Origin of the sequence: Pseudoalteromonas shioyasakiensis, assembly GCF_001550135.1 — a bacterium.
Lineage (GTDB): Bacteria > Pseudomonadota > Gammaproteobacteria > Enterobacterales > Alteromonadaceae > Pseudoalteromonas > Pseudoalteromonas shioyasakiensis.
On the sequence record NZ_LRUE01000015.1, the window covers coordinates 289,664 to 316,214 of the forward strand.

General features: G+C 40.0%; 33 protein-coding genes. 8 read left to right on the forward strand and 25 right to left on the reverse strand.

Features of this window, described 5'->3' with window-relative positions; genetic code table 11:
* Positions 1-169: 169 nt before the first annotated feature.
* From PASHI_RS21830 to PASHI_RS10545, 15 genes are all read right to left on the reverse strand, one after another.
* Positions 170-571 carry a DUF4259 domain-containing protein gene (locus tag PASHI_RS21830; protein ID WP_082710906.1) on the reverse strand — a complete coding sequence of 134 codons (402 nt, stop codon included), beginning with the start codon at positions 569-571 and terminating at the stop codon, positions 170-172.
* A 124-nt stretch (positions 572-695) separates the two neighbouring features.
* The gene (locus tag PASHI_RS10485; RefSeq protein WP_062565553.1) at positions 696-1,022 is read right to left on the reverse strand and encodes a hypothetical protein; all 327 of its coding nucleotides are present in this window, start codon (positions 1,020-1,022) and stop codon (positions 696-698) included.
* Positions 1,023-1,129: 107 nt separating this feature from the next.
* Entirely contained in the window at positions 1,130-1,582 is a 453-nt protein-coding gene (locus tag PASHI_RS10490; protein WP_062565554.1) for a hypothetical protein, read from the reverse strand.
* Positions 1,583-2,027: 445 nt separating this feature from the next.
* Positions 2,028-2,390: a hypothetical protein gene (locus PASHI_RS10495; RefSeq protein ID WP_062565555.1), complete on the reverse strand. Its 363-nt coding sequence runs from the start codon at positions 2,388-2,390 to the stop codon at positions 2,028-2,030.
* A gap of 143 nt (positions 2,391-2,533) precedes the next feature.
* Positions 2,534-2,725, reverse strand: a complete 192-nt coding sequence (locus PASHI_RS10500; RefSeq protein WP_062565556.1) for a hypothetical protein — start codon at positions 2,723-2,725, stop codon at positions 2,534-2,536.
* Positions 2,726-3,289: 564 nt separating this feature from the next.
* A complete protein-coding gene (locus PASHI_RS10505) occupies positions 3,290-3,793 on the reverse strand; it encodes a hypothetical protein (protein ID WP_062565557.1) in 504 nt (167 codons plus the stop codon).
* 99 nt (positions 3,794-3,892) lie between these two features.
* Positions 3,893-4,363: a hypothetical protein gene (locus tag PASHI_RS10510; protein WP_062565558.1), complete on the reverse strand. Its 471-nt coding sequence runs from the start codon at positions 4,361-4,363 to the stop codon at positions 3,893-3,895.
* A gap of 129 nt (positions 4,364-4,492) precedes the next feature.
* On the reverse strand, positions 4,493-4,849 hold the full coding sequence (locus PASHI_RS10515) for a hypothetical protein (protein ID WP_062565559.1): 357 nt from the start codon (positions 4,847-4,849) through the stop codon (positions 4,493-4,495).
* Between the two features lie 116 nt (positions 4,850-4,965).
* Complete coding sequence (locus PASHI_RS10520) at positions 4,966-5,616, reverse strand: hypothetical protein (protein WP_244269392.1); 651 nt, start codon at positions 5,614-5,616, stop codon at positions 4,966-4,968.
* A complete protein-coding gene (locus PASHI_RS10525; RefSeq protein WP_062565560.1) occupies positions 5,589-5,909 on the reverse strand; it encodes a hypothetical protein in 321 nt (106 codons plus the stop codon). The genes PASHI_RS10520 and PASHI_RS10525 overlap by 28 nt, the downstream gene beginning before the upstream one ends.
* A gap of 118 nt (positions 5,910-6,027) precedes the next feature.
* Complete coding sequence (locus tag PASHI_RS10530) at positions 6,028-6,480, reverse strand: hypothetical protein (protein ID WP_062565561.1); 453 nt, start codon at positions 6,478-6,480, stop codon at positions 6,028-6,030.
* Positions 6,481-6,742: 262 nt separating this feature from the next.
* Complete coding sequence (locus PASHI_RS10535; RefSeq protein ID WP_062565562.1) at positions 6,743-7,240, reverse strand: hypothetical protein; 498 nt, start codon at positions 7,238-7,240, stop codon at positions 6,743-6,745.
* 66 nt (positions 7,241-7,306) lie between these two features.
* On the reverse strand, positions 7,307-7,762 hold the full coding sequence (locus PASHI_RS10540) for a DUF4262 domain-containing protein (protein WP_062565563.1): 456 nt from the start codon (positions 7,760-7,762) through the stop codon (positions 7,307-7,309).
* Between the two features lie 89 nt (positions 7,763-7,851).
* Positions 7,852-8,019 carry a hypothetical protein gene (locus tag PASHI_RS22080; RefSeq protein ID WP_165385119.1) on the reverse strand — a complete coding sequence of 56 codons (168 nt, stop codon included), beginning with the start codon at positions 8,017-8,019 and terminating at the stop codon, positions 7,852-7,854.
* Between the two features lie 64 nt (positions 8,020-8,083).
* The gene (locus PASHI_RS10545; RefSeq protein ID WP_062565564.1) at positions 8,084-8,542 is read right to left on the reverse strand and encodes a hypothetical protein; all 459 of its coding nucleotides are present in this window, start codon (positions 8,540-8,542) and stop codon (positions 8,084-8,086) included.
* Between the two features lie 327 nt (positions 8,543-8,869).
* Here PASHI_RS10545 and rlmF point away from each other — a divergent pair, with 327 nt between their 5' ends.
* Together rlmF and ltaE are read left to right on the forward strand one after the other, a co-directional pair.
* Positions 8,870-9,775, forward strand: a complete 906-nt coding sequence (rlmF, locus tag PASHI_RS10550) for a 23S rRNA (adenine(1618)-N(6))-methyltransferase RlmF (protein ID WP_062565565.1) — start codon at positions 8,870-8,872, stop codon at positions 9,773-9,775.
* A gap of 10 nt (positions 9,776-9,785) precedes the next feature.
* Positions 9,786-10,793 carry a low-specificity L-threonine aldolase gene (gene ltaE / locus PASHI_RS10555; RefSeq protein WP_062565566.1) on the forward strand — a complete coding sequence of 336 codons (1,008 nt, stop codon included), beginning with the start codon at positions 9,786-9,788 and terminating at the stop codon, positions 10,791-10,793.
* On the opposite strand, the gene PASHI_RS10560 is transcribed toward ltaE, so the two are convergent.
* From PASHI_RS10560 to PASHI_RS10600, 9 genes are all read right to left on the reverse strand, one after another.
* Entirely contained in the window at positions 10,776-11,360 is a 585-nt protein-coding gene (locus PASHI_RS10560) for a thymidine kinase (protein WP_062565567.1), read from the reverse strand. The two genes, ltaE and PASHI_RS10560, sit on opposite strands and share 18 nt — an antisense overlap.
* Before the next feature lie 108 nt (positions 11,361-11,468).
* A complete protein-coding gene (locus PASHI_RS10565) occupies positions 11,469-11,936 on the reverse strand; it encodes a methylated-DNA--[protein]-cysteine S-methyltransferase (protein WP_062565928.1) in 468 nt (155 codons plus the stop codon).
* A gap of 2 nt (positions 11,937-11,938) precedes the next feature.
* Positions 11,939-13,288: a DNA-3-methyladenine glycosylase 2 family protein gene (locus PASHI_RS10570; protein WP_062565568.1), complete on the reverse strand. Its 1,350-nt coding sequence runs from the start codon at positions 13,286-13,288 to the stop codon at positions 11,939-11,941.
* A gap of 87 nt (positions 13,289-13,375) precedes the next feature.
* Positions 13,376-13,987: a superoxide dismutase gene (locus PASHI_RS10575; protein WP_062565569.1), complete on the reverse strand. Its 612-nt coding sequence runs from the start codon at positions 13,985-13,987 to the stop codon at positions 13,376-13,378.
* Between the two features lie 15 nt (positions 13,988-14,002).
* Positions 14,003-14,509, reverse strand: coding sequence for a hypothetical protein (locus tag PASHI_RS10580; protein ID WP_062565570.1), 507 nt, complete (start codon positions 14,507-14,509; stop codon positions 14,003-14,005).
* Positions 14,510-14,631: 122 nt separating this feature from the next.
* Entirely contained in the window at positions 14,632-15,117 is a 486-nt protein-coding gene (locus tag PASHI_RS10585; RefSeq protein WP_062565571.1) for a GNAT family N-acetyltransferase, read from the reverse strand.
* 127 nt (positions 15,118-15,244) lie between these two features.
* Complete coding sequence (locus PASHI_RS10590) at positions 15,245-18,355, reverse strand: efflux RND transporter permease subunit (protein ID WP_062565572.1); 3,111 nt, start codon at positions 18,353-18,355, stop codon at positions 15,245-15,247.
* 9 nt (positions 18,356-18,364) lie between these two features.
* Positions 18,365-19,489 carry an efflux RND transporter periplasmic adaptor subunit gene (locus PASHI_RS10595; protein WP_082710907.1) on the reverse strand — a complete coding sequence of 375 codons (1,125 nt, stop codon included), beginning with the start codon at positions 19,487-19,489 and terminating at the stop codon, positions 18,365-18,367.
* A 58-nt stretch (positions 19,490-19,547) separates the two neighbouring features.
* On the reverse strand, positions 19,548-19,925 hold the full coding sequence (locus PASHI_RS10600; RefSeq protein WP_062565573.1) for a hypothetical protein: 378 nt from the start codon (positions 19,923-19,925) through the stop codon (positions 19,548-19,550).
* A gap of 169 nt (positions 19,926-20,094) precedes the next feature.
* On the opposite strand from PASHI_RS10600, the gene PASHI_RS10605 reads away from it, so the two are divergent.
* From PASHI_RS10605 to bfr (PASHI_RS10630), 6 genes are all read left to right on the forward strand, one after another.
* Positions 20,095-20,955, forward strand: a complete 861-nt coding sequence (locus PASHI_RS10605) for a cation diffusion facilitator family transporter (RefSeq protein ID WP_062565574.1) — start codon at positions 20,095-20,097, stop codon at positions 20,953-20,955.
* 64 nt (positions 20,956-21,019) lie between these two features.
* Positions 21,020-22,090: a PepSY-associated TM helix domain-containing protein gene (locus tag PASHI_RS10610; protein WP_062565930.1), complete on the forward strand. Its 1,071-nt coding sequence runs from the start codon at positions 21,020-21,022 to the stop codon at positions 22,088-22,090.
* A gap of 28 nt (positions 22,091-22,118) precedes the next feature.
* On the forward strand, positions 22,119-22,454 hold the full coding sequence (locus tag PASHI_RS10615; RefSeq protein ID WP_062565931.1) for a DUF3703 domain-containing protein: 336 nt from the start codon (positions 22,119-22,121) through the stop codon (positions 22,452-22,454).
* Between the two features lie 221 nt (positions 22,455-22,675).
* Positions 22,676-24,811 carry a TonB-dependent receptor gene (locus PASHI_RS10620; RefSeq protein WP_062565575.1) on the forward strand — a complete coding sequence of 712 codons (2,136 nt, stop codon included), beginning with the start codon at positions 22,676-22,678 and terminating at the stop codon, positions 24,809-24,811.
* A gap of 209 nt (positions 24,812-25,020) precedes the next feature.
* Positions 25,021-25,494 carry a bacterioferritin gene (gene bfr, locus PASHI_RS10625; protein WP_054552096.1) on the forward strand — a complete coding sequence of 158 codons (474 nt, stop codon included), beginning with the start codon at positions 25,021-25,023 and terminating at the stop codon, positions 25,492-25,494.
* 11 nt (positions 25,495-25,505) lie between these two features.
* Positions 25,506-25,970 carry a bacterioferritin gene (gene bfr, locus PASHI_RS10630; RefSeq protein ID WP_062565576.1) on the forward strand — a complete coding sequence of 155 codons (465 nt, stop codon included), beginning with the start codon at positions 25,506-25,508 and terminating at the stop codon, positions 25,968-25,970.
* Between the two features lie 57 nt (positions 25,971-26,027).
* Here the strand turns inward: bfr (PASHI_RS10630) and PASHI_RS10635 are convergent, their stop codons facing one another.
* On the reverse strand, positions 26,028-26,501 hold the full coding sequence (locus PASHI_RS10635) for a mechanosensitive ion channel family protein (RefSeq protein WP_062565577.1): 474 nt from the start codon (positions 26,499-26,501) through the stop codon (positions 26,028-26,030).
* Between the last annotated feature and the right edge of the window lie 50 nt (positions 26,502-26,551).

A 26,551-nucleotide genomic window follows, 5' to 3' on the forward strand; every position in this document is an offset into this window, starting at 1 on the left:
CGAAGTAATCGACAACCCAAGCTGCCTGTAGTGATGACGCCTGATGAAGTAAAGCAATCTCTTACTCACCTGCACATATTGCAAAGAGCGACTTTGTGTAAAAAAAATGAGCGCCATAACAGACATAAACAAAACGGGCGTAGCAGTATGTGTCAGGTGCAGCAATTTATTAGCCGTTTAAGTTTGACAATATACTTTCTATATTCCCCTTCCATGCAGGGTAATCTTCTTCATTTTCTAGCCACAACTCATTTAGTTCTGACTCTCCTGATAAAACTCTCCGCAGGCCTTCAGAAATATCAGACTTTAAATTTTCAATTCCTTCTTTTCCTTGCTTTGATAGCCATTCGTCATAGTCTTCGGTATTATAATTATATTTTGTACCGTTTAATATGTAGTCCATTATAGAAGCAGCAACAATAACTTCGTGGCATTCGTCGTATTCCAGATACTCCGCATCTTTATGGTTTTGTGCTTTTTTGATAAAGCTGAGAGCGTCTGTTTCCATAGCTTCATAAAGTAAGTCACAAGAAGTATCATCATCAAACACTCCCATTCCCCATGCACCCATATTATTTCTCCTTTGTTGATTTGATTTCTGCCAAAGCCTTTATAACCGGCAGACTGCCGCGAAGCTGCGTTTAGTCTGTCTAGCGACGCAGTGGCGGTGGCTGTTAAACTTGTTAGGTGACTGGCTACGCATTTTTTATTACACCAAATTCATACTCATATGCCGCCCCACCCTCATTAAACACCCAACCTTCTTCGATAGCCCCTTTAATAATATTACGAATGATATTTGGGGTTATTTGAGTTTGATGACTAGATAGCCAATTATCTGGCCGATCAATATTCAGAGTAACATATAAAACCTTGGGCATTTCACAGTCCAATTCTTGAATACCTATGGTCATTGGGCTTTGAAATGCCCCCTGAGTGTAAGTTGGCTTTGAACGAATTAACCAACCGTATGTATGCCCTTCATACTCAATTTTTCTAATTCCTTTTTTAGGTAGTGCCATTCAACTTTTTAACCTAACGCCGTAATAAACGGCACAAAATAGCAGGCTAAAATTGGCGACGAAGGAGCACAAGCCTGCTGTTTTGCGTCCATTATTTTATGGCTTTGTTAGGTAGCGAAAACCTCTGCTTTACCAATCACTTTTACAGTAGGGCTTTCTCGACAAACAACCTCTAAACATTCGTCAGAAGTAACTATTAAGTGAGACCATTCACCATCATTTCCCATAAAAAAAGTGAGTGGACTTTCTTTGTGCCAGCCGTGACCTCTTATTTTAAAAGTATTGAACTTTGGTCGTTGTTCGCTCCAAACTTCAGTCAACCCATGCTCATCAAGACAACGAAAGCCATTTACAGATTCAAATAATAGCTCGTATATAGTTTGTGATTCTTCGTGAAATACACGAGCAACAAGTTCATGGTATTCGTGTTTTGCGTCGCCTTTAATCAGGTACTTTACACCATTCGATTTCTCTAACGTCCACTCTTTGGTACCCCATGACAAATCAACTAACCACAAACTGCCATTTTCAAAAGGTGTTGGCCAACTCTGAAATTCCATCTAGCTACCTAACAATTCAATAGTGAGCGCGTCACGAATCTTTCTGCCAATGTCACGCTCATGTATTTAATAAATCTATTAGTAACAAATAACTTAAGGCATCGGCAACTCGTATTTTTAATCAATCCTAAAGGGTTTCAGAAAAATAAAATGCGCTCGTTGCTCATTTTTTAATATATGTGCGTACTACATAGTTTGGAAACAAATTAACTATTATTTTAAGCCAACCTCAATGTTTAGCTATCTCTGAAAATAGACATTTAGGGTATTTGCGTTAACTAATTACTGGAAAAAACATTTTAGAGAGTCGGATGTATTAGGTGAATTTCGCATAAACATTTCTATTGGCTAGCGCACCACTGAAGAGCTAGAAATAGCAACAAAGTGACGCAACCCATTTGTTAGCGCCTCAGCGAGAGTATTTAGTGGTTTGTTATAATCCGAACTAAAGCCCACGTTGCCATCGCTTTGGATAGATACCTTTAAATACGATATTATTAAGTTCTTGCCTATCGATATGCCCTTTCTTGCACTTAATTCCATAGTAAATAAAGGCAGTTAAAGCACAAAATGCGTATAGTGATAAACAAAGAATTAATAAGCATATTGTGAACATTACAGATACTGTACCAACATCGTAGCTACGTATTGGGATATCTGACTCAATACCAAAGCTCGAGGCAATTATAAAGAATAACGGGTACGCTGCTGAAAGCCCAAGCAGGCAACCAATACCACCAACTTTAGCAGACTGCGAGTAGAAATATGGTTTTAGTCTTCTCTGACTATTAATCGCTTGAATTAGCACAAAGCTTTCCTATGGTGTATAACGCCGCAATATGGGACGTATTAAGTTTGGCTGAAATTTGAGAGGAACGAGTGCCAGCCAAGCTTTAGACATCCATTCATTGATGCGTTTGTTATATTTACTATGCTACTGAAAGCATAAAATCATACCCACAATTCACCACCATTTTTCAGAGCCTTAAGTTTTTTTAAAACCTCTTCAGCGTGCTCCCAGTCTCTGCAAGGAATAGAAATTTTGCCTTTACTTTTTTTTCTATTCCAGATCAAAGGAGTTCCAGCTCTGGATTCAATAATTTCGCATTCACCAACATTTTTAGGAATTTGATATTTAGGCACAGATCGAATCCTTAAGTAAATATAATGCTTAGCTAACGGACACAAATTGTAGCGCGAAAATGCCAAAGGCGCGCCCCGTTTTTCTCCCAGTGAACGTGTTAAGCGTCTTTTATGTTCAAAGCAGGAATTTAATTCATTATCTCGAAAACGCTAAAACTTTCACAACGGTTATTTTTTATAGAAATAATTAAGGATAAACCCGGTCTCTGTGGTTTTGATATCTCTACGAAAACATGCAGCTCACTTTGATTTTTACCAAGCAAGCGAGCATACTTGAAATGTTTATTTTCTGAACTTGTTAGCTCATTTATCAAGTCAAACTGCTTTTTACTGTATTTGCATTCTGAACCTTCATTTTTATGACTACGAACATCCTCAATCAGTTGATTTAGATAAACGATACCTACGTCTGAGTAGCAAAATGCCCGAGAGCTTCAAAATGCCAATAATAAAAATATACTAAAAGCTTTTCTCAAAAAACCTCCTTGTTAAATAAGAACATAACGACCGCATATGCGGCTGGTTTGGAGCGCAGCGTAAAACCAGTCCGACAATATCCGCTTGTTAGGCATTCTTGTACTCTTTCTTGGTTTTCCACCACATATAAGGCCCACCAATTAAAAATAGTACCAATATAAACGGCATAAGTAGGTTATCTGATTTCCACGCCTTTTCTGATTTGGCATAGGAACGGATTACATTTTGCTCTATCTTGACTTCAAATACATCGTGAAACTCTTTAGTTGTATATATTGGCTTCGTACTTTCTCTAGGTTCAAATAGAACCTCAACTCTTTTCCCTTTAGAGTTGAATAATGAGTCATAAACTATGCTCTGGCCGTTAGATTTAGAAGGGTAATTGAAATTATAATTATCATCTACAAATGCAAAGCGAATTCCGTAATCATACTCCTGCACCCAATCGATATACCCATCACGACTAACCAGCTCTTCTTTATAAGGGAAGCCACCGTTTTTTTGAGTTAGTTGAACATAGCTAATAGATATACCAAGAGCAACACAAACAGCAGCTAATATAAGATTTCTATAATATGTAAACTTGGACATGCCTGATTGCCTAACGCTATATTAACGGTTAAAAAATTGTGGGCTAAAATTGAGCGAAGCGAATAGCCCGCAAGTTATTTATCCCTGTTTAATTGCTTGTTAGCTCTCGTTTACTAACTTTGCCTCAACTAAAAATTCATAAAGCCCAGTAGCGATAAAGCGGCCATAACTATCCTGAGTGTAACTTTCACCATCATAAACCCGATCTACAACAACAAAATACATTTCACATCTTTTGGTAAGTGGAACCATCAAATTCAAACCTATGGTGTCGTTCTTTGTTTTAATTCTAATATATAGTTTGGTGTTTTTGGGTGGTCTATTAGCGGTTGATGCTTGCTCCGCACTAGTAATAGCATTAATTAATAGTTCTTTTGATTGGGTAGAATTTAATGCTGAATTTGTCACATTAATATACTCAGAATTTATCGCTTCAATTGAGACAATATCTTCAAGAGTAAGACTACTAAATTTAGCTAGTTTATTTGATCCTTCTGAATTATCCCAAAAATAACAAATCCAGCCATACACAATATAAGTGACAATTATAACAGCTAAAACTTTCCTCAATAGTCAATCCTTACTTTAAAAGCTAACGCCCGTATAATGGGCGGATTAAGCTTGGCTAAAATTTGAGAGGAACGAGCGCCAGCCAAGCGTTAGGCGTTCATTATTAATGCGTTTGTTATGTGCTCTCAGCTAACCAGTTACAATTCTATGTTTTTGTTTGATTGGTTCAGTTGATGACCAACCCATTTCTTCAGCAACCAGCTTGGCAAGTGACCTAATTTCTTCCCAATTAGGATCGTCAAATAAAGCACTACTTTCAAGATACATGGCTGAGAATTGCGCACCTGAATGCTGATTAATAAAAACATCTAACGCCTCAATAGATGCTACTTGTTTAGGTGTTAAATCACTAACTTTCAAGTCGTCTAAGCATTCACTAAACTCAAGCACCAATTCATCACCAACAGCCGCGAAACTTGGATAAAGTGCCTCTTGAACTTTTGCTGATGCGGCAAGTGCCATAATCGAATTTTTCAGGTTGTCCATATTTCTACCGGAATACATAACGCCCGGCTCAACAAGCAAATTTTTGATGGCTACTTTTTTGCCACGCCAAAAAGGTGACAGCGGAAATTTGTCTGGTCCAGCCGCTTGTTAAGCCTTTATTGCAACAATGAACGTAATAATGGCGCACGATAATCATTGTCCTTTTCATTGAACTCCAGCCTTTTCTCAGAAAGATCAATGTTTATGAAAACCTCAGAATACAGTTCTTCCTCTCCGTCAGGATTGAAGAAGAGCTTCATTTTGCAAGGTGAGACCTCAAGCTGTTCAGGATTGCATGCAAGCCCAACCACTTGGGCGTATACCTCATTTGAAACCGATGCACCACTTACGGTAGCTCCGTAGAGACTAGCTAGTGATCTTATAAAGGCAACTGACTCCGCCCCGGTGTTCTTGAAGAATGCCTCTCCCCAATAAAAGGGATCATCAATACCTTCTACTGCTTGCGGGTTCCACGATGGCAACAGCTCGATTGCAAACCCAACTATATTGCCTTTCAGGTTGCCTTTAACGACAACTTCATATGAACCAGATTCGAGCTTCTTGGAGTTTGAAATTGTAAAGGTCAGATCGACAAAACCATCTTCCTCACCAACAACTACTTCAGGATAGTCTTTGGCGGAAGAAAAAATACTCCAAATCATTATTAGCATTCCTAAAACGTATTTCATATATGCGCCCCAGCCCGCTTTCTGGCGACATAATTTTTTGTTACGCGTAATCATTTTATTGAACCACCATGCGCCCATATGCCTACTTTATTACCCGATGGATCAATTAGCTCCAAAAAATCTCCAGCAATGTTGTTTTCGAAAGAATAAACAACTCCAGTCTTTTCGAGAGTTTTTAGAATAGTTATTTGTTTATCGCCTATATGAATTCCAAACTCTGCGCATGGGCAAGAACCATCTAAATCTAAAATTAACTCTCCTGCTAAGCATATTAGCCTTGTTTCAGATTGAGCTTTAAATAAAGACAACGTCGTGCAATAAAACTCTTTGGTTTCCTTAAAGTTATTTGAGTTAAGTGTTAGATAAATCATTCGTTTATGATGCTTCCTTGGGCATATTTCCTTACTAATTGGCGCGTAAATGCTTTGCTAAAATCAGCGACAAAGGACCACCAGCCTGCTGTTTTGCGTCCATTGTTTTATGGCTTTGTTAGGTAGCGAAAACCTCTGCTTTACCAATCACTTTTACAATAGGGCTTTCTCGACAAACAACCTCTAAACATTCGTCAGAAGTAACTATTAAGTGAGACCATTCACCATCATTTCCTATAAAGAAGGTGAGCGGACTTTCTTTGTGCCAGCCGTGACCTCTTATTTTAAAAGTATTGAACTTTGGTCGTTTTTCGCTCCAAACTTCAGTCAACCCATGCTCATCAAGACAACGAAAGCCATTTACAGATTCAAATAATAGCTCGTATATAGTTTGTGATTCTTCGTGAAATACACGAGCAACAAGTTCATGGTATTCGTGTTTTGCGTCGCCTTTAATCAGGTACTTTACACCATTCGATTTCTCTAACGTCCACTCTTTGGTACCCCATGACAAATCAACTAACCACAAACTGCCATTTTCAAAAGGTGTTGGCCAACTCTGAAATTCCATCTAGCTACCTAACAATTCAATAGTGAGCGCGTCACGAATCTTTCTGCCAATGTCACGCTCATGTATTTAATAAATCTATTAGTAACAAATAACTTAAGGCATCGGCAACTCGTATTTTTAATTAATCCTAAAGGGTTTCAGAAAAATAAAATGCGCTCGTTGCTCATTTTCTTGAATATAAGAGCGAAATAACTATGCTGTGTATTTTTACAGCAACTGATATTGGTACCACACAAAACGTCTCATCTGCATTTTGATTCATCTAGTCATGTGGTGACTTACACAGTTCATGATGCCTGAGGCGGTTACCAAACATCGAAGTGAGTCTATCTGTACCACCTGTTTTTTCATAAAACTCTTGTACTGTTATTTCTTTTTTTTCGTAGCTCATTAGCTGCCAAAAACCGTAAAAGCCTCTAAACCAAAAATAATAGAACACAGCTCCTACGCCTAATAAAAGATATACCGCTTTACCTGCTTTTTGTTTGTATTTTATGGCGCAATAAAAAAACCAGATACAACTTAATACAGCGACAATGGAAAACCCTAAAAAAGGTGTCACTACAGAGTTGGCATTATCCCAAAGCGAGCTTAGACAGGTTGAATGCCAATTTAACTGCATAGAAAAAATTAACGTAATTTTAAAAAGGAAGTACAATAAAACAGTTGTAAATACAGCATATAAGATACAACTTTCCTTGCTTTGTTCTTTATTCAAACCTTTCACTTTCGAGTTATAAAAACCTTTTGAAACCATCATGAATTCAGCTAACAAAGGTGAATGAACATACCTCGCTCAAATGTTAACTAAACGACCTTTTAAAAATTACCACGCACTCTTTGTTGCTAGGCAAGGCTGAAGTGTTAAAAAGCTCTGGTTTGCAGCAGCATCCCAAGGCCAAATACCACTAGTAGTAGGGTACACCAACTGTAATGCTTCAAATTTGTCATTATTATACCAACAAGCTGAAAGCATAAACTCTTGTTTATTTTCTTGTGATACCTCACAGAAAGTAACATCAAAACCTTCTAAGAACCCCTCATAGAATTCACCAATTGAGAATTTCTCACCATTTTTTAAACGTCCTTCATAATTATTTACTATTGAGTGAGCTAGTTTGCTGTTTAAACCGATTATAATAAGTTCGGGTGCATCATATGTTTTACTGATACCTGTTGAATATGTAAAGTTGGGGCTCTCACCTTCAGGATCAAAAACTGATGTTACATAACACCCATATTGCTCAATGACTTGTAGGATTTTTTTCTCTGCTTCATTCATAGTTTAAACTAACTCCATATTCATAAAGCATTATTTAACGTAACGGCTGCTTCGTATTTATAACATCAATCAACTGTCGCTATTCTCTATTAGTCTTTACACTCAAAACCTTTAGAGTCGACTTTAGCGATGTTGTCTTTATTGCCACACTCTTTAATTGCCATCTCTGTGTGATTGTGCTCATTGTATTGTTTAGCAATTGCGCCAAGGCTTAGCACAATTACTACAGCTATCACTATTTTTTTAATTTTAGACATAAACATTCCTTTGAAAATAAACTATTTAAATACAACCAGTTGCGCTTGCTATTTTTGATAAAACTTAATCAATAAGCGCCATCGAATTTAAATTGAAGTTATAAATAGAGAATGACTCACCTTCTTCTTTTAACGTGACGGTTATTTTTGCGTCTCCATTAGTGTATGAAGCTGGAATTAAATAAGTAACATAAGTACCAGAACCACCTCCAGTAACAGCTTTAGAGCTAACATTTATAAATTCAAATTCACCTAGTTCTTTTAATTCGCCCAACTTTGAAAATGCACGCATGATTTTAGAAATATCTTCATCTGTGGCATTTTCAATTGATGATGGGGTCATATAGTTTTTTAGAGTTTGAGCATCCCAATTAGAAATATCTACAATTGCTGAATTTAGGTAAGGAATAGCAGTTTCTTTGTAAGCAGACGATTTATTCGCAGTCCAAATTGCTAAAAGTACAAATAAGCTAATTAACACTAAAAATGTTATACCAATTCCTTTAAGTATCTTTTTAACCATGATTTTTATTATTTTTCCTTGATTGAATCACTTACGAATTTATCAGCTTTAAATGTCTTATGGTAGTACCCAATGTGACCCAATTTGTGTCAAAATTTTATAAACACAAACCTTAGTTGCTTGTATCATGGCCAATATGCCCGTTCTTTCGCTCTTAACCTCAACTAGCCCATACTCTGAGTAAATCCACTCAATCAGTTCTCAACTTATTTTTACTCACCATGTATTAATGCTACTAAGCAAAAATATCCACCGCAAACTAACTCAGAGCAAAGATTTATTTGGTACAATCAGCCTTTGATATGGCTAACAGATAGGTTTTCCTTAATGCATCCGCGAAATCGCCACTTAAATGGCTACGACTTTACTTTGCTATGCAAAGATACTCCTGCCCTAACACCTTATATAACGCAAACGCCAGCGGGCACTGATACCATTGATTTCACCAATGCATTAGCGGTTAAAACCCTCAACCAAGCGTTATTAAAAAGCCATTATAAAATCGATTTTTGGGATTTGCCCGACAACTACCTTTGCCCACCGGTTCCTGGCAGAGTGGATTACATTCATCACTTGGCCGATTTATTAGCAAGCGATAACCAAGGTCATATTCCGACGGGTAAGCAAGTAAAAGTGCTTGATGTAGGCACAGGTGCAAATGTGATTTACCCGCTTACTGGTAATCACGAATATGGCTGGCACTTCACAGGCTCCGATATTGATGCCTTGTCTGTTAAAATTGCCAAACAAATCGTGCAATTCAACCGCCTGAAAATTAATGTTAAGCAGCAAAACAACGCCAATAAAATGTTTACGGGCGTGATATCGAATAAAGATGTTTTTCACCTAACTTTATGTAACCCACCGTTTCATGCCAGCGAGCAACAGGCCAAAGCAGGTACTGAGCGTAAATGGAAAAACCTTAACAAAGCGCCACAAAAAGCGCTTAATTTTGGTGGCCGCCAAAACGAGCTTTGGTGTGAAGGCGGTGAGCGCGAATTTATCAGTAAAATGTGCGTTGAGAGCCAAGAGTTTGCAGAGCAATGTATTTGGTTTACATCGCTTGTTTCTAAGTCTGACACTTTACCGCATGTAAAAAAGCTACTTAGCACACTTGATGTGAAAGAAGTAAAAGTTATAAAAATGGCACAAGGCCAAAAAATTAGTCGCTTTATTGCTTGGAGCTATTTTGACCAAGCTGACCGCGAAGCCATTCTTAACGAACTAGTATAAGGATAATAAGATGATCGACTTTCGTTCAGACACAGTTACAAAACCAACAGCAGCTATGCGCGCGGTCATGAATGACGCCCCAGTAGGCGACGACGTTTATGGTGACGACCCAAGCGTTAATCAACTTGAACAATTTGCTGTTGAGCGCCATGGCTTCGAAAGCGCCCTTTATTGCAGCTCTGGCACGCAAGCAAACTTACTAGCATTAATGGCGCATTGTGAACGTGGCGACGAATATATTTGTGGTCAACAAGCACATAACTACAAATTTGAGGGTGGCGGTGCTGCTGTATTGGGTTCTATTCAACCACAACCAATTGAAAATAATGCCGATGGCAGCCTAGATTTAAACAAAGTTGTGGCTGCAATTAAAGCTGATGACTTTCACTTTGCTAAAACCAAACTACTTAGCTTAGAAAACACCATTGGTGGCAAAGTTCTCCCGCTAAGTTATCTAAAAGAAGCCAGAGAGTGTGTTGATAAACATAACCTTGCTCTGCACTTAGACGGTGCCCGCGTGTATAACGCGGCGGTTAAGTTAGGTGTTGATATCACTGAGATCACCCAGTATTTTGATTCAGTGTCTATTTGTTTATCAAAAGGACTCGGTGCGCCTGTTGGCTCACTATTATTAGGTAGCAAAGCACTGATTGATAAAGCGCGCCGCTGGCGTAAAGTACTTGGTGGTGGTATGCGCCAAGCGGGTATGCTTGCAGCCGCTGGCCAGTATGCACTTGAGCATCACGTAGCAAGGCTTGCTGAGGATCACGATAACGCGGCGTATTTAGCTGAGCAGTTAAACACGTTAACTGGTTTTGATACGTCAACTTTTCAAATCGATACCAACATTGTTTACGCAAATGTTGCCGAACATATCGATTTAAAAGCAGTGGCACATGCACTAAAAGAGCAAAATATGCTGTTTTCACCGGGTAAACCACTGCGATTAGTGACCCATTTAGGCGTCACTAAGCAAGATATTGATAGTTTTATCTCGGCATTAGCGGCCGAGATTTAACGCTTCTTTATAATGTTTGCGGCACACCGATACATATCGGTCGTTGCCGCCAATTTCTACCTGATTACCGTCTGCAATCGCATTGCCATGCTCATCGGTACGCAGTACATGGTTAGCTTTACGACCACAATGACACACTGTTTTTAACTCAATTAGTTTGTCTGCCCAGGCAAGTAGGTATTGTGAACCACTAAATAACTCGCCTCTAAAATCGTTACGTAAGCCATAACACAGCACCGGAATACCAAGCTCATCAACCACATCTGTTAATTGCATTACTTGGTCTTTTGATAAAAACTGACACTCATCAACTAAAATACAATGGCGCTTTTGCTCTGCATTTAATGATTTGATTAGCTCAAATACATCTTTATCTGCATCAAAAATATGCGCATCAGCCTGTAAACCAATACGTGAAGACACCTTGCCAACACCTGCTCTATCATCAATAGCCGCTGTTAAAATAACCGGTTCCATACCACGTTCGCGGTAGTTAAATGCAGATTGTAAAAGTGTGGTAGATTTGCCTGCATTCATTGCAGAATAATAAAAGTACAGCTGTGCCATGATGTTGCCCAAATTTTAAAGTCGCAATATGCTACCCTAATCGCGCGACAACATCATCTATTACCTTACTCTTATTACCTCAATCGTTGTCCCAGTAAAATTGCTGTTTTATAACAAGCCTTCGTGTTTCAGTAACCACTCTTTTCTTTCAAGGCCTCCTGCATAGCCTGTGAGTTTACCGTTTGCGCCAATAATTCGATGGCACGGCACAATAATGCTAATTGGGTTTTTTCCATTTGCAGCGCCCACTGCACGCACCGCTTTTGGGTTATTAATGGCAAGTGCAATATCTTGGTAACTCTTGCTTTGACCAAACTCAACATCTATAAGCGCACGCCACACTTGCCTTTGAAAGTGAGTACCTTGGGTATCAAGGGGTACTGTAAAACGTGTACGCTCACCGTTAAAATATTCATTAAGCTCACTTATACAAATTAAAATGGGTGTAAGAGTGTGCTCATCAACAACCTCTGTTTGCATTGCAACCACCGGGTAAAAGCCGACGTAACTGACGCCTTTTGATGTACTTTGAATGGTAATATCGCCAATCGGGCTTGGCATAATAACTTGTTGCATACTCATAATTGTTGCCATAGTTGAAAAGTTAAATAAGAGCGAAATGGCGCGCAGTGCTCGCTATTAAATTCGCTGATTCCAGCGAGGGCTTTTTTAACCCCTAAGCCGCCTGCCAGTAAAATATCGGGGTGGCTTTGACCGCGTAGCTTGGCGTAATTAACTGTCCACGGGCCAATACCTTTGAGCTCAAGCCAATTATTAAGCTCTTGATTATCTGGATTTTGCTGACAATAAGCACTTAAACGCCTTAGCGCATCTTTGCGTGATTGTGGCATTTTAAAAAAATCGAGTTCAGAATTGGCAACCCATTCAGGGCTTGGAAAATAGTGGTTATTACTTTGCTGATTAAACTCACTTACAAGCTGTGTTACTAGGTTATGAGCCGCTGTAACACTCACTTGCTGACCAAGTACCGCACGTATCCCCGCTTCATAGTCTGACCAAATTCCCGGCAAACGCAGCCCAACACAAAGCGGCATCGCGCCTTTAAGCTCTGCATCTAAATGCTGTTCAATAGTGTGCGTGTCGGCGTCTAAATCAAGCACACGGCGAATGTTATGGATCACTTGCTGTAAATAGCGGGTGTTATCAATATCAATTGCTACTTTAAAATGGTTTTTATGCTCAACAAAATGCGCTGTGAATTGCCCTTGGCAATATTTATCTTTAAAAGTGCGACCATAGCTTGTTGCGCTCAACCATTCTAGGCCGCTAATTAAACGGCGCTGCAAAAAATCATGGAGTGCTTGCCAGTTATAAGGCGGCCTAAATGCCAGTGTTAAAGTTAATGTTGAGGCTGGTTTTTTATCTGACTTGCGTAACTTTGAAGGGGCAATATTTAACTGCTTTAAAAAAGCATCATTAAAACGACGAATACTATTAAAACCAGAAGCAAATGCGATATCTGCCACCGACAAATCTGTTTGTTGTAATAGCTGCTTGGCAAAATTGCATTGGTTAAATAATCGATATTGGGTGATCGACAGTCCAAAATGTTGGTTAAACAAACGGCGTAAATAGCGGCTCGACACGCCGAGTCTGTCGGCTAAAACCTCACAGTCGTAAGCCTCGCCTTTATCAATCAGTTGTTTGGCACGTAATGCGGTGGTTTTAGTACCTAGCCAAGCGGGGCTATTCGGTGCACTATCTGGACGGCAGCGAATGCAGGGTCGAAAACCATCTTGCGCAGCTAAGTGCGCGTATTGGTAGTATTCAACGTTCTTTTCTTGTGCTGTTGGTGCGGGGCAAATGGGTCTGCAATAAATGCCTGTACTTTTTACCGCCACAAAAAACACCCCATCAAAGCGTGGGTCGCGGCTTTGCCTTGCAGTTTGCCATTGTTGGCTAGTCATAATTCTTCTCGTTACACGCTAATACCGTTAGCTTAACTGAATATTATTTTTTGACTAGCCAGTTTCGGACCTTAACTATTTAAACAGCTATTTAACTGCGGCTAAATATCGGCGTTCAACTTCCGGCCAATTGATCACTTCGTAAAATGCTGCAATATATTCAGGGCGACGATTTTGATACTTTAAGTAATACGCATGCTCCCACACATCAAGCCCTAAAATAGGCGTATGATTATGCATTAATGGGCTATCTTGATTAAGGCTACTTTCAACGACCAATTGGTTATTTTCATCAACACATAACCAAGCCCAGCCACTACCAAAGCGGCTTACCGCGGCATTAGTAAATTGCTCTTTAAATGCGTCATAGCTGCCAAATGTATCAACTATTGCAGTGTTTAACTCTGCACTTGGCGTACCACCGCCATTAGGAGACATAACTTGCCAAAATAATGAGTGATTATGATGGCCACCCACATGCTCTTGTACTGCTTTTTGTAAAGACTCAGGCATTGATGAAATAGTGCGGAGTAATGTTTCAGCATCTTGCTCTGAATAATGGCTGCCCTCTAGTGCAGCATTCGCTTTATTAATATAGGTTTGATGATGCAAGGTGTGATGTATTTCCATGGTTTTCGCATCAATGTGCGGTTCAAGTGCATCATAGTCATACGCTAAATCGGGTAATGTAAAAGGCATACTGATTCCTTATCGTTAATGTAATAACTGCGTTTTATGGGGATGGTCAGCTAATAGCTGGTTGATTCGGTTAATGAGTGTCGGAAATGCCGATGCCATGCTCGCAAACTTAACCAGCTCATAATAGGTTTTATGATGATGGTGCAGCACCAAGGTGCGAACTTGCTGCTCTGGGTGATTTAATAGCACGCTTAATCGTTGATGAGCATGACAAAGCCAGGTGCATGCTTTATCGGGTTTTTGCATGACTTTAAAGGTGTCGGCAAGATTCAAAGTGGCAACAACAAATGCTGCAATACAATGCTCTAACGAGCGAGTTACCGAATGGTTGATTGGAATATTAGAAAATTGCGCCAGAAGTGTTTCGGCGCGGATGCTTGCAACCGTGTAATGATCACGCGCAGTAATAAGCTCGCCAGATTCAAATGCTAAGTTGCCTTGATAAATAGCACTTTGCCAAGGAGCAAGCGCATCATCAATGGCGTGCGAAGTTAACGGTGTGTGGCGTGTTGTTTGAGTCATAAAAATCACCTGCACTTATACCAATCATTCTATGTGTATTTAAACTACACACAGAAAAGATCAAATGCAAATGATTTTTATTTATATTGTTATTTGATAATTTTTATTTATAGCAACATTACTTATTGATGCGCAAAGTCGATAAGCTCTTGGCCTGTTAGGCGGTAAATAATCCATTCGTTTTGTGGTTTAGCACCAATGCTGTCGTAAAAATCAATGGCTGGTTTATTCCAATCAAGTACCACCCACTCAAAACGACCACAGTCTTTTTCGAGTGCTTGCTTAGCTAAGTATTGCATAATTTGCTTACCAGCACCTTTACCACGGCTATCTGCACTGACGTAAAGATCTTCTAAATACAAACCATTTTTGCCAAGCCATGTAGAGTAATTATAAAAATACACTGCAAAACCAATTGGTGTGTCGCCGTCTAAACAAATAACACTATGCGCCGTTGCGCCTTCACTGAATAACGTTTTTAAAATAGCTTGCTCGTCTGTTTTAACTGCGTCGGGTTCTTTTTCGTAAATAGCAAGTTCGGTAATAAAATGTAGGATTGTTGCAGCATCACTTGCGACTGCCGGACGAATTGTAATTGCGTTACTCACTCTGTATTCCTTTTTTACATCATTATTGTAACGCCCAGTTTATAAGGGCTTTAGCATGGTGTAAACGCCCTTTACAGAAATACACGGCATTTAAAAAGGGGCTACTAAAAGTTAGCCCCATTATGCTTTATTTACTCATCGACTTATAAAGTACCGGAAGTACAAATAAAGTTAAGAAGGTTGCACTGACCAAGCCGCCAACAATAACCGTAGCAAGTGGCTTTTGTATTTCGGCCCCTATTCCTGTGCTAAGGAGCATTGGAATTAGCCCAAGCATTGAAGTAAGCGCGGTCATGAGTACGGGTCTTAGCCTTGAAACAGCGCCTTCAAATACTGCTTTATCTTTGCTATCTCCTGCACTAATCCTTTGATTAATGCTTTCGACCATCACAACACCATTCAATACAGCAACACCAAACAGTGTGATAAATCCTACTGAACTGGGTACAGATAAGTATTGTCCTGACACATACAATGCAATCACCCCACCAATTACAGCCAAGGGAACATTGACAAGAATCAGCACCACTTGCGATAGGTTACTAAAAGCAAAATAAAGCAATAACGCAATCAGTAATAAGGCCACTGGCACTACTATCATTAGCCGCTTTTGTGCCCGTTGTTGGTTTTCGAACTGACCGCCAATCGCCACACTGTAACCACTAGGTAACTGCATTTTATCGGCAATGGTAGCGCGTATATCGGCAACTACAGATCCCATATCTCGCCCCTGCACATTCGCTTGAATAACCACCCGCCTTTGAACATCATCGCGACGAACTTGCGGAGCGCCAGACTCAATTTGTACATCGGCTACATCCCCCACCCTTACAATGGCACCCGTGGGGGTTTGCAGTCGAAGATCAGCAATCACATTCGGGTTTTGCCTAAATCTTTGGGCTATGCGTACATAAATATCATAGCGCTCATTGGCATTAATGATTTGCCCTGCGGATTGCCCACCAATACCATGCTGAACTACATCCATCAAATCAGCCACCGATAAACCAAAGCGCGACAATGCTAAACGGTTAGGTTTAACTATCAGCTGTGCTTCACCGCCTATTTGCTCCATCGCGACATCTTTAGCACCAGGTATTTGCTGAACTAACTGCTCAATTTGTTGGCCTTTTTCAGTTAAAACGCCTAGGTCACTACCAAATAATTTTATGGCCAATTGCGCTTTAACACCGGATAAAAGCTCATCTACTCGCGTTGCTATAGGCTGTGAAAAGTTAAACAAAAGCCCAGGGAACTGCTCAAGCTTGGCTTCCATTAGCTGCTGTAATTCGACCCGAGTTTTCGCGTTTACCCATTGCTCATGAGGTTTTAAGCCTAAATAGATTTCAATGTTGTTAACTGGTTCAGGATCGCCTCCCACTTCAGCCCTACCGATTCGGCTCAGCGCATATTCCACCTCACTAAATTCAAGCAACATGGCTTCAAGCTTAGGCGCCACTGAGATTGCCGTATCGAGACTTGCAGATGGGGAAAGTGTCACACGTAGGTTAATAGTGCCTTCTTCAAGCTCTGGCACAAATTCAGTACCCAGCCTAGGTAGCATAACGGCCGCAACAATCAACAATAACCCTGCTATAGCTAAAACGCTGCGTTTGGCCTGCAATGCTTTTTGTAAAGCCCGTTGATAAAGCATATCGATAGGTTTTAACAAAATACTTTGCTTTACTGTCACGCCTTTAGCAAATAAGTACACACACAGAGCTGGCACCACAACCAAGGCAACGATCACAGCGCTAATAATCGCAAGCATAATACTCACTGCCATTGGCTGAAATAACTTAGCCTCAACGCCTTCAAAGCTAAACAGCGGTAAAAATACCGTTAGAATAATCAAAGAGGCAAAAAAGATAGGCCGTGCCACTTCTTTTGCAGCAATAGCCACCAGCTGCGAAGAAGGCTTATGTTGATTATGCTTAAGCCCTAAGTGTCTAAATACATTCTCAACCATCACAACTGAGCCATCTACCAGCATACCGATTGCAACAGCAATCCCACCTAACGACATTAAGTTTGCCGACAAGCCAAGCCATGCCATTACACTCAGCGCTAAACCAATCGAAATAGGGATCGACAACAACACCAAAAATGTTGCTCTTAAATCCAACAAAAATAGCGCTAATACAATGATAATAAACACAAAAGCTAAAAGCAGTGCATCAATAACCGTTTGTACCGCTTGGCTAATAAGCTCTGCTTGGTCGTAAATGGCTTTAAATTCAACCCCCTTTGGCAGCGCTTGATTTATCATCTCGACACGCGCGTTAATGCCATCAATTGTTTGCTTGGTATTAGCGCCCATTCTTTTCAGCACGATACCAGTCACCACTTCACCACGATTGACTATTTCGCCTTGTTCATTGCGTTTAGATAAGGTGACAGCGCCTTGTCGAATTTCACTGCCAAGCTCAACATTTGCAACATCTGCCACTTTAACGACTGTACCATCAATGGTTTTGATAGGTGTTTGCGCAATCTCAGCAAGCGCTTTGTCTCCTGGGGTAAACCAACCTGTACCACGAATAACAAGCTGCTCTTGACCACGATTCATATACCAGCCACCCACATTACTGTTGTTAGCATCTAGAGCTTCACTAACATCTTGCTGTGTTAGGTCATAAGCAAGTAACTTATTGGGGTTTATGTTCACTTGATACTGCTTAACCTCACCGCCAAATGACAGAATATCGGTCACACCATCAATAGGTAATATAAGTAATTTAACCACCCAATCATTTAAGCTACGCAGTGCCATGCTATCTATGTTGGCATCTGGCTTTGCTTCAAGTAAATACTGATAGACTTGTCCAAGCCCTGATGTATTAGGGCCCATGGTTGGCATACCCACACCAGCTGGGATCAGCTCTTTAGCAGACTGCAAACGTTCAAAAACCAGTTGCCTAGCAAAGTAAATATCAACACCTTCTTTAAACACCACAGTGACGCCCGATAACCCCGTTTTAGAAATAGAACGCACCTGCTCTACATCGGGCAGCGCATACATAACTGCTTCTATCGGGTATGTGATCAGTTGCTCTACTTCTTCAGCCGCAAGCCCTGGTGCTTCGGTATTCACCGCAACTTGCACATTCGTCACATCAGGAAAAGCATCTAAATTAAGTTTTGGGATCATAAATGCACTCACTGCAATCGCTGCAAGTAAGGCCAATACCACGAGTAGACGGTTCTTTATCACCGCCTCAATTAATAAATTAAACATGCGTCACCTCTAGTGGTTATGCGGATCAAATCCGCCTTTAGCTAGCTGTGATGCAATAAAAAAAGCACCTTGGGTGACAACTTCAAGCCCGGCTTTAATACCTAATACTTCACGATAATCACCAAAACTTCTGCCAAGGGTTACTTCTTGGGCAGCAAAGCCACCATCGTCATCAACGACAAATAACTGCCAGTCACCATCTGCACTACGTGTTAACGCGTTTTCAGGTACGGCAAGTACCTCTTGGTCTGTTTCAAAATGAAAATACACATCCGCAAACATGCCTGGGTGCAAACTATGCTGGGTGTTTTTTACCTCGAGCCTAACGGTTCGTGAGCGTGTTTGTTCATCAATGGTATGTGCTTCTTGAATGACTGTTGCTTGATAGCGATTACCGTTTACTTCTAACAGCGCTGTCGAGCCATTATTAATAATACGGTCTTGGTTCGATGAAAGCTGAGCTGCAACCCAAAGCGCTGATTCATCAGTAATCAGCATCAACTCAATCCCCGAATCAACTCGCTGACCTTGGGCAAAGTTATCGGTTAAAACAGCACCGGATGTTTGTGCAAATAAGGTATATTCGCCGAGTTTTTCTGGGCTTATAGTCAGTGTTTGAGCTATAGCTTGTTTTGATAAACCAAAGGCAACTAAGCGGCTATAAGCTACTTCATACTCGGCTTTGGCAGTTAAGATTTGCTTTTTGCTCACCGTGCCTGGTGTCATTTTAGTTAGCCGTTTTAACTCTGCTTCGGCCAATCTAAATTCAGTTTGCTGGCTGGCAACTTCGCCACTAAATAAGGTGACTAAAGAGTCACCTTTATTGACATGTTGCCCTAACAAGGCATGGCGCTTTACAACGATTGAATCAACGCGCGGTGACACCACATAACTGGCATAACCATTGGCTTTAATTTCACCCGGTGCATATAAGGTTTGATTGTGTTTTTTCAGTACAAGGCGCTCAACCTTGATATTAGCTAGTTGCTGTTGCTGCTCAGTTAAATTGACTTCATTAGCATGCTCAGCTTGTTCATTTTCTTGATGTTCATGTGCTTCTTTCGCAGAATTATTTGTCACATACATAAAGCATACGCACAGTAATGCGTAACGCATAAAATTTCTTAAAAACATATATCGTCTCTTACTTAAAATGGGCTAAGCCCAAATAAAATCTAAAAAGGGTTTGGGATTAAGTAAGATCTAAAATAGGTGGGCGATGTAACGGTGCTAAATCTGCTGATGTGAAGGTTAAATCGAGAGATTCAATTTTAGTAAAATAGGTATCAGCAGGCTCGGTCAATTGCAGCGAATCGACAAACGCTGGGCTGTGACAAACATGACAATGGCCTTTTTCGGCTGAATCAGACAACTGTTTGCTCAGTTCGGTGTGCTCTAATTGGTGTAACAGGTGATCGCCATTGGCTGCACAATGGGCTTCAAGGTCAATTTCTTCTGATAGCAGTACCGAGGTGTGATTAAACGCAGCATTATGATCGGCCACATCAAAGCTATCCAGCAAGGGCTGGAGCAATAATACGCTAATCAAAATAATAAATGCAGCTTTCACATTGAGCCTAAAAATTAGAACTAAGATTGGTACAACGGCGATAAATTAACAAATCCACCGGCATTTGAACAGTAAATTATAATCTGTACACGAACAAATCATTACAAACATTTCAATACCACGGCACGCATGGTATAAAAATAAAGCAAATCAATAACTCGGTATTTTTATGGGACACGGACACCACCATCATCACGATACAAATAACCAAAGCACCCGCCAACTCATGCTGGCAGTTGCAATCAATGTGTTATTAACTGTCGCTCAGGTGATTGGCGGCCTTGTTTCTGGCAGTTTATCGTTAATTGCTGATGCACTGCATAATTTAAGTGATGCCTCGTCGTTATTCATTGCCCTAATCGCCCGAAAAATAGGTGCCAAACCAGCTAATGATCGTTATCAATACGGCTATAAACGCGCTGAAATTTTAGCAACCCTATTTAACAGCTTAAGTTTAATTGTGATTGGTGGTTACTTAATTGTTGAAGCGATCTCCAACTATTTAAACCCTGAGCCCATTGACGGTTGGATCATCATTTGGGTCGCTGGACTTGCGCTCATTATTGACCTTGTCACCGCCCTTTTAACTTACAAAGCAGGCGCAAAAGACAGTATGAATATTCGTGCTGCGTTTATACATAATGTGTCTGATGCATTAGCTTCTGTGGTGGTGATCATAGCTGGTACCTTAATCATTCTTTATCAATGGTATGTTGTTGATTTAATTGCCACTATGCTGATTTCTGTGTATGTCATTTATCATGGTATTTTGCTGCTAATAGCGAGCAGTAAAATTTTAATGCAAGCAGCCCCTGATAATTTTTCTTTAACAGCAGCTATTACTGAGCTTAAAGCCCAATTTGCCATCACTGATGTTGATTACCTCAAAACGTGGCAAATAGATGATCATCACTTTCATTGCGAGCTCAAGTTTAGTGCCAAGCAAAACATCAATAACGATGAAATACGTCACTTTTTACATGATAACTTTGCAATTGAGAGCTGCACCATTGAACAAGTTTTAGTGTAAATGTTACGCGTTATCATTTACTATTCAGTTTTGTTTTAACAGCAAACTGAAGGAACAAACCTTGTTGAAGTTGTGGTTACGTCGTACGCATTTATTGCTTGCCTTAGTAAGTGGTTTATTTTTGATTTGTTTAAGTTTGACCGGTGCGTTGCTTATTTACGCAAAAGACATTCAATACCTTACTCAAAGCGATAAATGGACTGTAACACCTGCGGCTTCAGCACTTGATTTTGATGACCTCATAAAACACGTTTCAGCTTCAACTAAACAACCAGTTACCCTGTTAATACCTGAGCAGCGCAGTGATCTTGCTTGGCAATTACAGTTAGCAAACAACCGCTATGTCAGTGTAAATCCTTACAACGGCCAAGTGTTACATGAGTACGATTACTACAGTACGATTTATGGCTTTACCATGGCTTTGCACCGCTGGCTGCTATATGAAGATGGCGATAAAAACCGCCCGTTAAGAAACTGGGTTTCGGTGTGTGCGCTCATTCTTATTATTGAAATTCTGCTCGGTTTTTATATTTGGGTTAAACCAAAAAATCGCATGAAGCGCTTGGCTATTAAGCGTAAAGCTAAATTTAGAGTGTTGATGTATCAGCTGCATACCGTTCTGGGTGTTTACTTTTTAATTCCCCTCATTTTAATTGCTTACACAGGTATGGCGTTTCATTGGAAAGAACAAACCAAAGCCGTATTAGAATTTGTGATGCAAGGCACTGTTGAAGAGAGACCTAAACCGCCAGCCGTTATTCCCCCTTTAGCAGACACGCCTTTACAAGTGCAAAAAGCGTTTGATAACGCACAAACTGTATTTCCTGAGGGTAAGTTATTTAGAATTTATTTACCGAAAAAACCAACTGATAACATAGGCTTTAGAATAGAGAACCCGGGTGAAAGCCATGCCTATAGTTGGGTATGGGCAAACCCATATTCAGCAGATATTGTTGCAAGCTATGATGCCAGCCAAAGCTCATGGACCACGCAAACATGGAACTTTAAATATAAGTTTCATATTGGTGATTTTGCAGGCCCTATCGTGCAATTACTGTGGTTACTATTGGCTTTGTCACCGTTATTTTTCACAATTTCAGGTATTTACTTTTGGTACAAACGGCATTACAAATAAACAACCATTACTGAAAATGACATTCGCCATGAATAGTGAGCTCAAACATGCCTTTAACACCGAAATGATATTGGCTAAAACGAGTTATGAGAAAGCAGATTACACAACCGCTTTTTATCACTTAGAGCGAGCTCATATTCTGGGTCAAAGCTATATCATTGCGCATACTTACTCGCATTGGTGGATGTGTAAAATTGGTTTTAAAACCCATAATGCCAAGGAAATAATTGGTCAGTTTGCTCGCATGGCTGCTTCAATTGTGTTTTCGCGTATATGGGTCCCACTCGGTAACACCGGCGGCACTAATGTTAGCCCTTTCAAACCAATGCCTATACCTGATGACTTGAAACGTTTTTTAAGCTAAAGCCGCTTTAATCTGCAGTTACTTGGTAGCTATTAAACACGACAATCCCCTATTTATCATGACTCTCCATTTAAGCCCTTTGGCTTAAGCAAGCAAATACAAATGACTAAAACCCGCCAACTTATTATTGCAAATAATTATCATTAGCCTTGCCTTTACACTTCTTTACATTTAGACTGCCGCACAATCACATAATAAATACTGATTTAACAAGGACAAGCATGTTAAAAACTTCACTGACTCTGGTCGCTCTTGCACTAAGCAGCCAATCATTTGCTGATGATGCCATCAATAAAAAACTTACCGCAGAAGAAATGGAACACGTTGTTGTATCAGGCAGCCGTGTATTTGAAAGCATTGATGAAGTACCCGCTTCCGTCACGATTATTAGCCAACAGCAAATTGAAGAGCATTTAAAAGTTAATCCAGAACTACAAAGCTTACTTGCGCAAATGGTACCAGGCCTTGCTCCAGATACGGGTAGTTCGAGTAATACAGGTCAGAGTTTACGCGGCCGTGCACCACTTGTGATGATTGATGGTGTGCCACAATCTACACCTCTCAGAAACGGCTCGTTAGGAGTTAAAACACTCGACCCAAGTGCCATTGCGCGTATCGAAGTAATTAAAGGTGCTACCTCTGTTTATGGTAATGGCGCATCGGGCGGTATTATTAACTACATCACAAAACAAGCAACAAGTGATGGTCAGCCAGAAGGTGAGATCAGCCTATCGTCACGCTTTAGTGCAGTTAAGTTAGAAGAAAGCGCTGGTGCGCGAGTCTCCGCGGCAATTAATGGTCGTGCTGATAAAATTAGCTATTTATTCACCGCAAGTTACGAAGAAAATGGCGTTCAACGTGACGCTGAAGGCGATATTCTTGGCTTACAGTACGGTTTATCTGATGCAGTAACCGAAAACTACTTCACCAAACTTGGTTATGATTTTGACGATGAGAAGCAACTGCAATTTAGCTATAACTACTTTAGCTCTCAACAAAAAACTGATTTAGGGGATGTTGTAGGGGATCTTAATGATGGCGAAAAAACCTATGCCATACATGTACCTAAAGAGCTGCAAAAGCAAGGTAAACCACAAGGCCCAGACGGTAACGAAAACATTACCTTAAAATACACAGACTACGCCCTGTTTACTAATACCCAAATGACACTCGACCTTTACATGCAAGACATCGAGAATGTGTTTTTCTTTTCTACAAACTTAGCTAACCCAGACGAAGGCTACGAAGGCGGCCAATCAATTATTCGCTCTGAAAAGAAAGGTGCACGCGCTACCTTCAATACCCTTGTAGATTTTGACAATGTTGAAGCTACCTTCATTTATGGCCTAGATGCACTGAATGATGTGACGTCTCAGCCACTTGTAGATGGCCGTGTTTGGGTACCAGAAATGGATATGGAAAGTCTTGCTGGCTTTTTACAAACAAAATGGGTTATCAATAATGATTTAGTTATTAAAGCGGGTGTGCGCCAAGAGAGCATTGATTTAACCGTTGATGATTACAATACCTTAAAGCTTTGCCGCTCTGAAACACAGTGCTCAGTACCGCTAAGTGTAAAAGGTGATACCATAGATTACGATGCAACCACTTATAACGTGGGTGTGAAATACAATTTACTTGAGACTTTCAGCCCGTTTGCCAATTATTCTCAAGGGTCTGATATCTCAGATATTGGCCGCCTATTACGTGCTGCAACGGTAAACGATATTGGTTTAATTCAAACAGAAGCATCAATCATCGATAACTATGAAATTGGTTTTACCTCACAGTTTGATGACTTACGTTTTGAATTTGCAGCCTACCGTAGTACATCAGAATTTGGCACCACGAATAGCTTTAATGAAGTAACCGGTGTTTATGAGCCGGTACGTGCACCGCAAGAGATTTGGGGTTACGAAACACTGGTTGATTATAAAATTAACCCAACTCTAAAACTGGTTGCAACTTACAGCTATGTTGAAGGTAAAAACACCGAAGACGACATTTACTTAGGCTCGCGTCAAATTAGCCCACCTAAAGGCACTGCTAACTTAAACTGGCAACCTAATGATGAATTATCACTAACGGTAAGTTATTTATATGTGGGTTCTCGCAAACGCTTTGAACCAAATGCAGACGGTGACTATGTTGGCGACCAAGGGCCAATTAGCAGTTACAACCTATTTAATCTAAGCGGTCGTTATAACTTTAGCAAAAACTGGCAAGCGTTTATGGGGGTTGAAAATCTATTTAACAATGATTACTACCCTGCCCGTGCCCAGTCATACACCTATGGTGGCTATAACATTAAAGGCTTAGGTACCACTGTTACACTTGGTGCAACTTATAGCTTCTAAATTACTTTAATGAAGAACAACAAGCCCTTCTTAGTAAGGGCTTTTTTCATTTAAGAATAGAAACGATAGATTGTTCATTTATCAACCATTAACGCAAACTTAAACGAGAATCACACTCAATAGTAAACAACTGATTTACAAAGGAAAAAGTTTGCAATCTTGTTTTTATATACTACAATTACCGCAACTTGGAATTCGAGGACAGCATTATGAAAGGTAACCAAAAAGTCATCGATAGTTTTAACAAACTACTCGCAAACGAATTAGCCGCTATAGATCAATACTTTATTCATTCTCGTATGTATGATGATTGGGGCCTAAATAAGCTGTATGAGCGTCTTAACCACGAAATGGAAGAAGAAAAAGATCACGCTGATTGGTTGATCAAACGTATTCTATTCTTAGAAGGCGTACCAAACATGACTAAACGTCGTGATCTATTAATTGGCTCAGACGTGAAAAGCATGATGCAAAACGATTTAACACTTGAACTAGAAGTGGTTGACTGTGTTAAAGAAGCAATTGCAATCTGTGAACAAGAAAAAGACTATCAATCACGCGAAGTGCTTGAAAAGCTATTATTTGATACAGAAGAAGATCATGTTTACTGGTTAGAACAACAGCTTGGTCTAATCGACAAAATTGGTAGCCAAAACTACCATCAATCTCAAATGGGCGAATAGAGGCTAATTGTATGAAAGGCGATAAAAGCGTCATTGCTGCACTTAATAAAGTATTAGCGAATGAATTAGTAGGTATTAACCAATACTTTTTACACGCTCGTATGTTTAAAGATTTTGGCTTTTCAAAATTAGATAAAGCTGATTACAAAGTATCTATTCAAAAAATGAAAAACGCCGACCGTTTAATTGAGCGTATTTTGTTTTTAGAAGGTTTACCAAACTTACAAGATTTAGGTCGCCTACGTATTGGTGAAAACTCTGAAGAAATGATCGAAGCGAATATGAGCTTTGAACTGGATTCATTACCTGATCTTAAAGCGGCAATTAAACTTGCTGAAGAGAAAAAAGATTACATCAGCCGTGAAGCGCTTGATCACATCTTAGATGAGCAAGAAGAACAGATTGATTGGCTTGAAACACAGCAGCAGTTAATCAAAACCGCAGGGCTTGAGAATTACCTGCAATCTCAAATGTAATTTGCTAAAACTTAAAAAAGCAGCCTAGGCTGCTTTTTTTATAGCTAAAATTTGTGATTAATCGTCTTCGCGATCAATGATTGACACTTTATTACTTAAAATTAAAGAGTTAGGAATTAAATGCACAGCTCCCTCGCCTTTAATTGTGATATAGCGCAGATTAAGGTCAATCACAGTGCCCTTTGAATTACTCACTTCAATGTAATTACCAAGTTTAATGGGCTTATAAAGCACAATCATGACACCTGCTACTAGGTTTGAAATAGCATCCTTCAACGCAAAACCTAGAGCAAAGCCTGTTAGGCCTAAGCCGGCAACTAACGCGGCTACGTCAAAACCCAGTTTCGATAACGCCAGAACAATACCAATGAATAATAAAATAGCTCGCTGCGAGTTAGAAATAAGCCGGAAAGTTTCAAGTGCAGTTGAATCAAACCGACGTTGAAACTGTTTAATTGCCCGGTCAATAATAAGGCTTGCTATGTAAAAAGCAGCAAGTACTAAAAATGCTTGAATAAGTTGGCTAGTCATAAGATTTTCAATTAAAAATAAAGCCCATCATAGGCTTAAAATTGTATGAG

Coding starts and splice junctions, on each gene's coding strand:
- PASHI_RS10505 (WP_062565557.1), bottom strand. CDS start 3,793: ATGTCCAAGTTTACATATTATAGAAATCTTATATTAGCTGCTGTTTGT.
- PASHI_RS10605 (WP_062565574.1), top strand. CDS start 20,095: ATGGGACACGGACACCACCATCATCACGATACAAATAACCAAAGCACC.
- PASHI_RS21830 (WP_082710906.1), bottom strand. CDS start 571: ATGGGTGCATGGGGAATGGGAGTGTTTGATGATGATACTTCTTGTGAC.
- PASHI_RS10520 (WP_244269392.1), bottom strand. CDS start 5,616: ATGGGCGCATGGTGGTTCAATAAAATGATTACGCGTAACAAAAAATTA.
- PASHI_RS10595 (WP_082710907.1), bottom strand. CDS start 19,489: ATGTTTTTAAGAAATTTTATGCGTTACGCATTACTGTGCGTATGCTTT.
- bfr (WP_054552096.1), top strand. CDS start 25,021: ATGAAAGGTAACCAAAAAGTCATCGATAGTTTTAACAAACTACTCGCA.
- PASHI_RS10635 (WP_062565577.1), bottom strand. CDS start 26,501: ATGACTAGCCAACTTATTCAAGCATTTTTAGTACTTGCTGCTTTTTAC.
- PASHI_RS10525 (WP_062565560.1), bottom strand. CDS start 5,909: ATGATTTATCTAACACTTAACTCAAATAACTTTAAGGAAACCAAAGAG.
- PASHI_RS10540 (WP_062565563.1), bottom strand. CDS start 7,762: ATGAATGAAGCAGAGAAAAAAATCCTACAAGTCATTGAGCAATATGGG.
- PASHI_RS10575 (WP_062565569.1), bottom strand. CDS start 13,987: ATGCCTTTTACATTACCCGATTTAGCGTATGACTATGATGCACTTGAA.
- PASHI_RS10590 (WP_062565572.1), bottom strand. CDS start 18,355: ATGTTTAATTTATTAATTGAGGCGGTGATAAAGAACCGTCTACTCGTG.
- PASHI_RS10535 (WP_062565562.1), bottom strand. CDS start 7,240: ATGATGGTTTCAAAAGGTTTTTATAACTCGAAAGTGAAAGGTTTGAAT.
- PASHI_RS10530 (WP_062565561.1), bottom strand. CDS start 6,480: ATGGAATTTCAGAGTTGGCCAACACCTTTTGAAAATGGCAGTTTGTGG.
- PASHI_RS10565 (WP_062565928.1), bottom strand. CDS start 11,936: ATGCAACAAGTTATTATGCCAAGCCCGATTGGCGATATTACCATTCAA.
- PASHI_RS10570 (WP_062565568.1), bottom strand. CDS start 13,288: ATGACTAGCCAACAATGGCAAACTGCAAGGCAAAGCCGCGACCCACGC.
- PASHI_RS10615 (WP_062565931.1), top strand. CDS start 22,119: ATGAATAGTGAGCTCAAACATGCCTTTAACACCGAAATGATATTGGCT.
- PASHI_RS10620 (WP_062565575.1), top strand. CDS start 22,676: ATGTTAAAAACTTCACTGACTCTGGTCGCTCTTGCACTAAGCAGCCAA.
- rlmF (WP_062565565.1), top strand. CDS start 8,870: ATGCATCCGCGAAATCGCCACTTAAATGGCTACGACTTTACTTTGCTA.
- PASHI_RS10485 (WP_062565553.1), bottom strand. CDS start 1,022: ATGGCACTACCTAAAAAAGGAATTAGAAAAATTGAGTATGAAGGGCAT.
- PASHI_RS22080 (WP_165385119.1), bottom strand. CDS start 8,019: ATGTCTAAAATTAAAAAAATAGTGATAGCTGTAGTAATTGTGCTAAGC.
- PASHI_RS10580 (WP_062565570.1), bottom strand. CDS start 14,509: ATGACTCAAACAACACGCCACACACCGTTAACTTCGCACGCCATTGAT.
- PASHI_RS10545 (WP_062565564.1), bottom strand. CDS start 8,542: ATGGTTAAAAAGATACTTAAAGGAATTGGTATAACATTTTTAGTGTTA.
- ltaE (WP_062565566.1), top strand. CDS start 9,786: ATGATCGACTTTCGTTCAGACACAGTTACAAAACCAACAGCAGCTATG.
- bfr (WP_062565576.1), top strand. CDS start 25,506: ATGAAAGGCGATAAAAGCGTCATTGCTGCACTTAATAAAGTATTAGCG.
- PASHI_RS10515 (WP_062565559.1), bottom strand. CDS start 4,849: ATGGACAACCTGAAAAATTCGATTATGGCACTTGCCGCATCAGCAAAA.
- PASHI_RS10490 (WP_062565554.1), bottom strand. CDS start 1,582: ATGGAATTTCAGAGTTGGCCAACACCTTTTGAAAATGGCAGTTTGTGG.
- PASHI_RS10560 (WP_062565567.1), bottom strand. CDS start 11,360: ATGGCACAGCTGTACTTTTATTATTCTGCAATGAATGCAGGCAAATCT.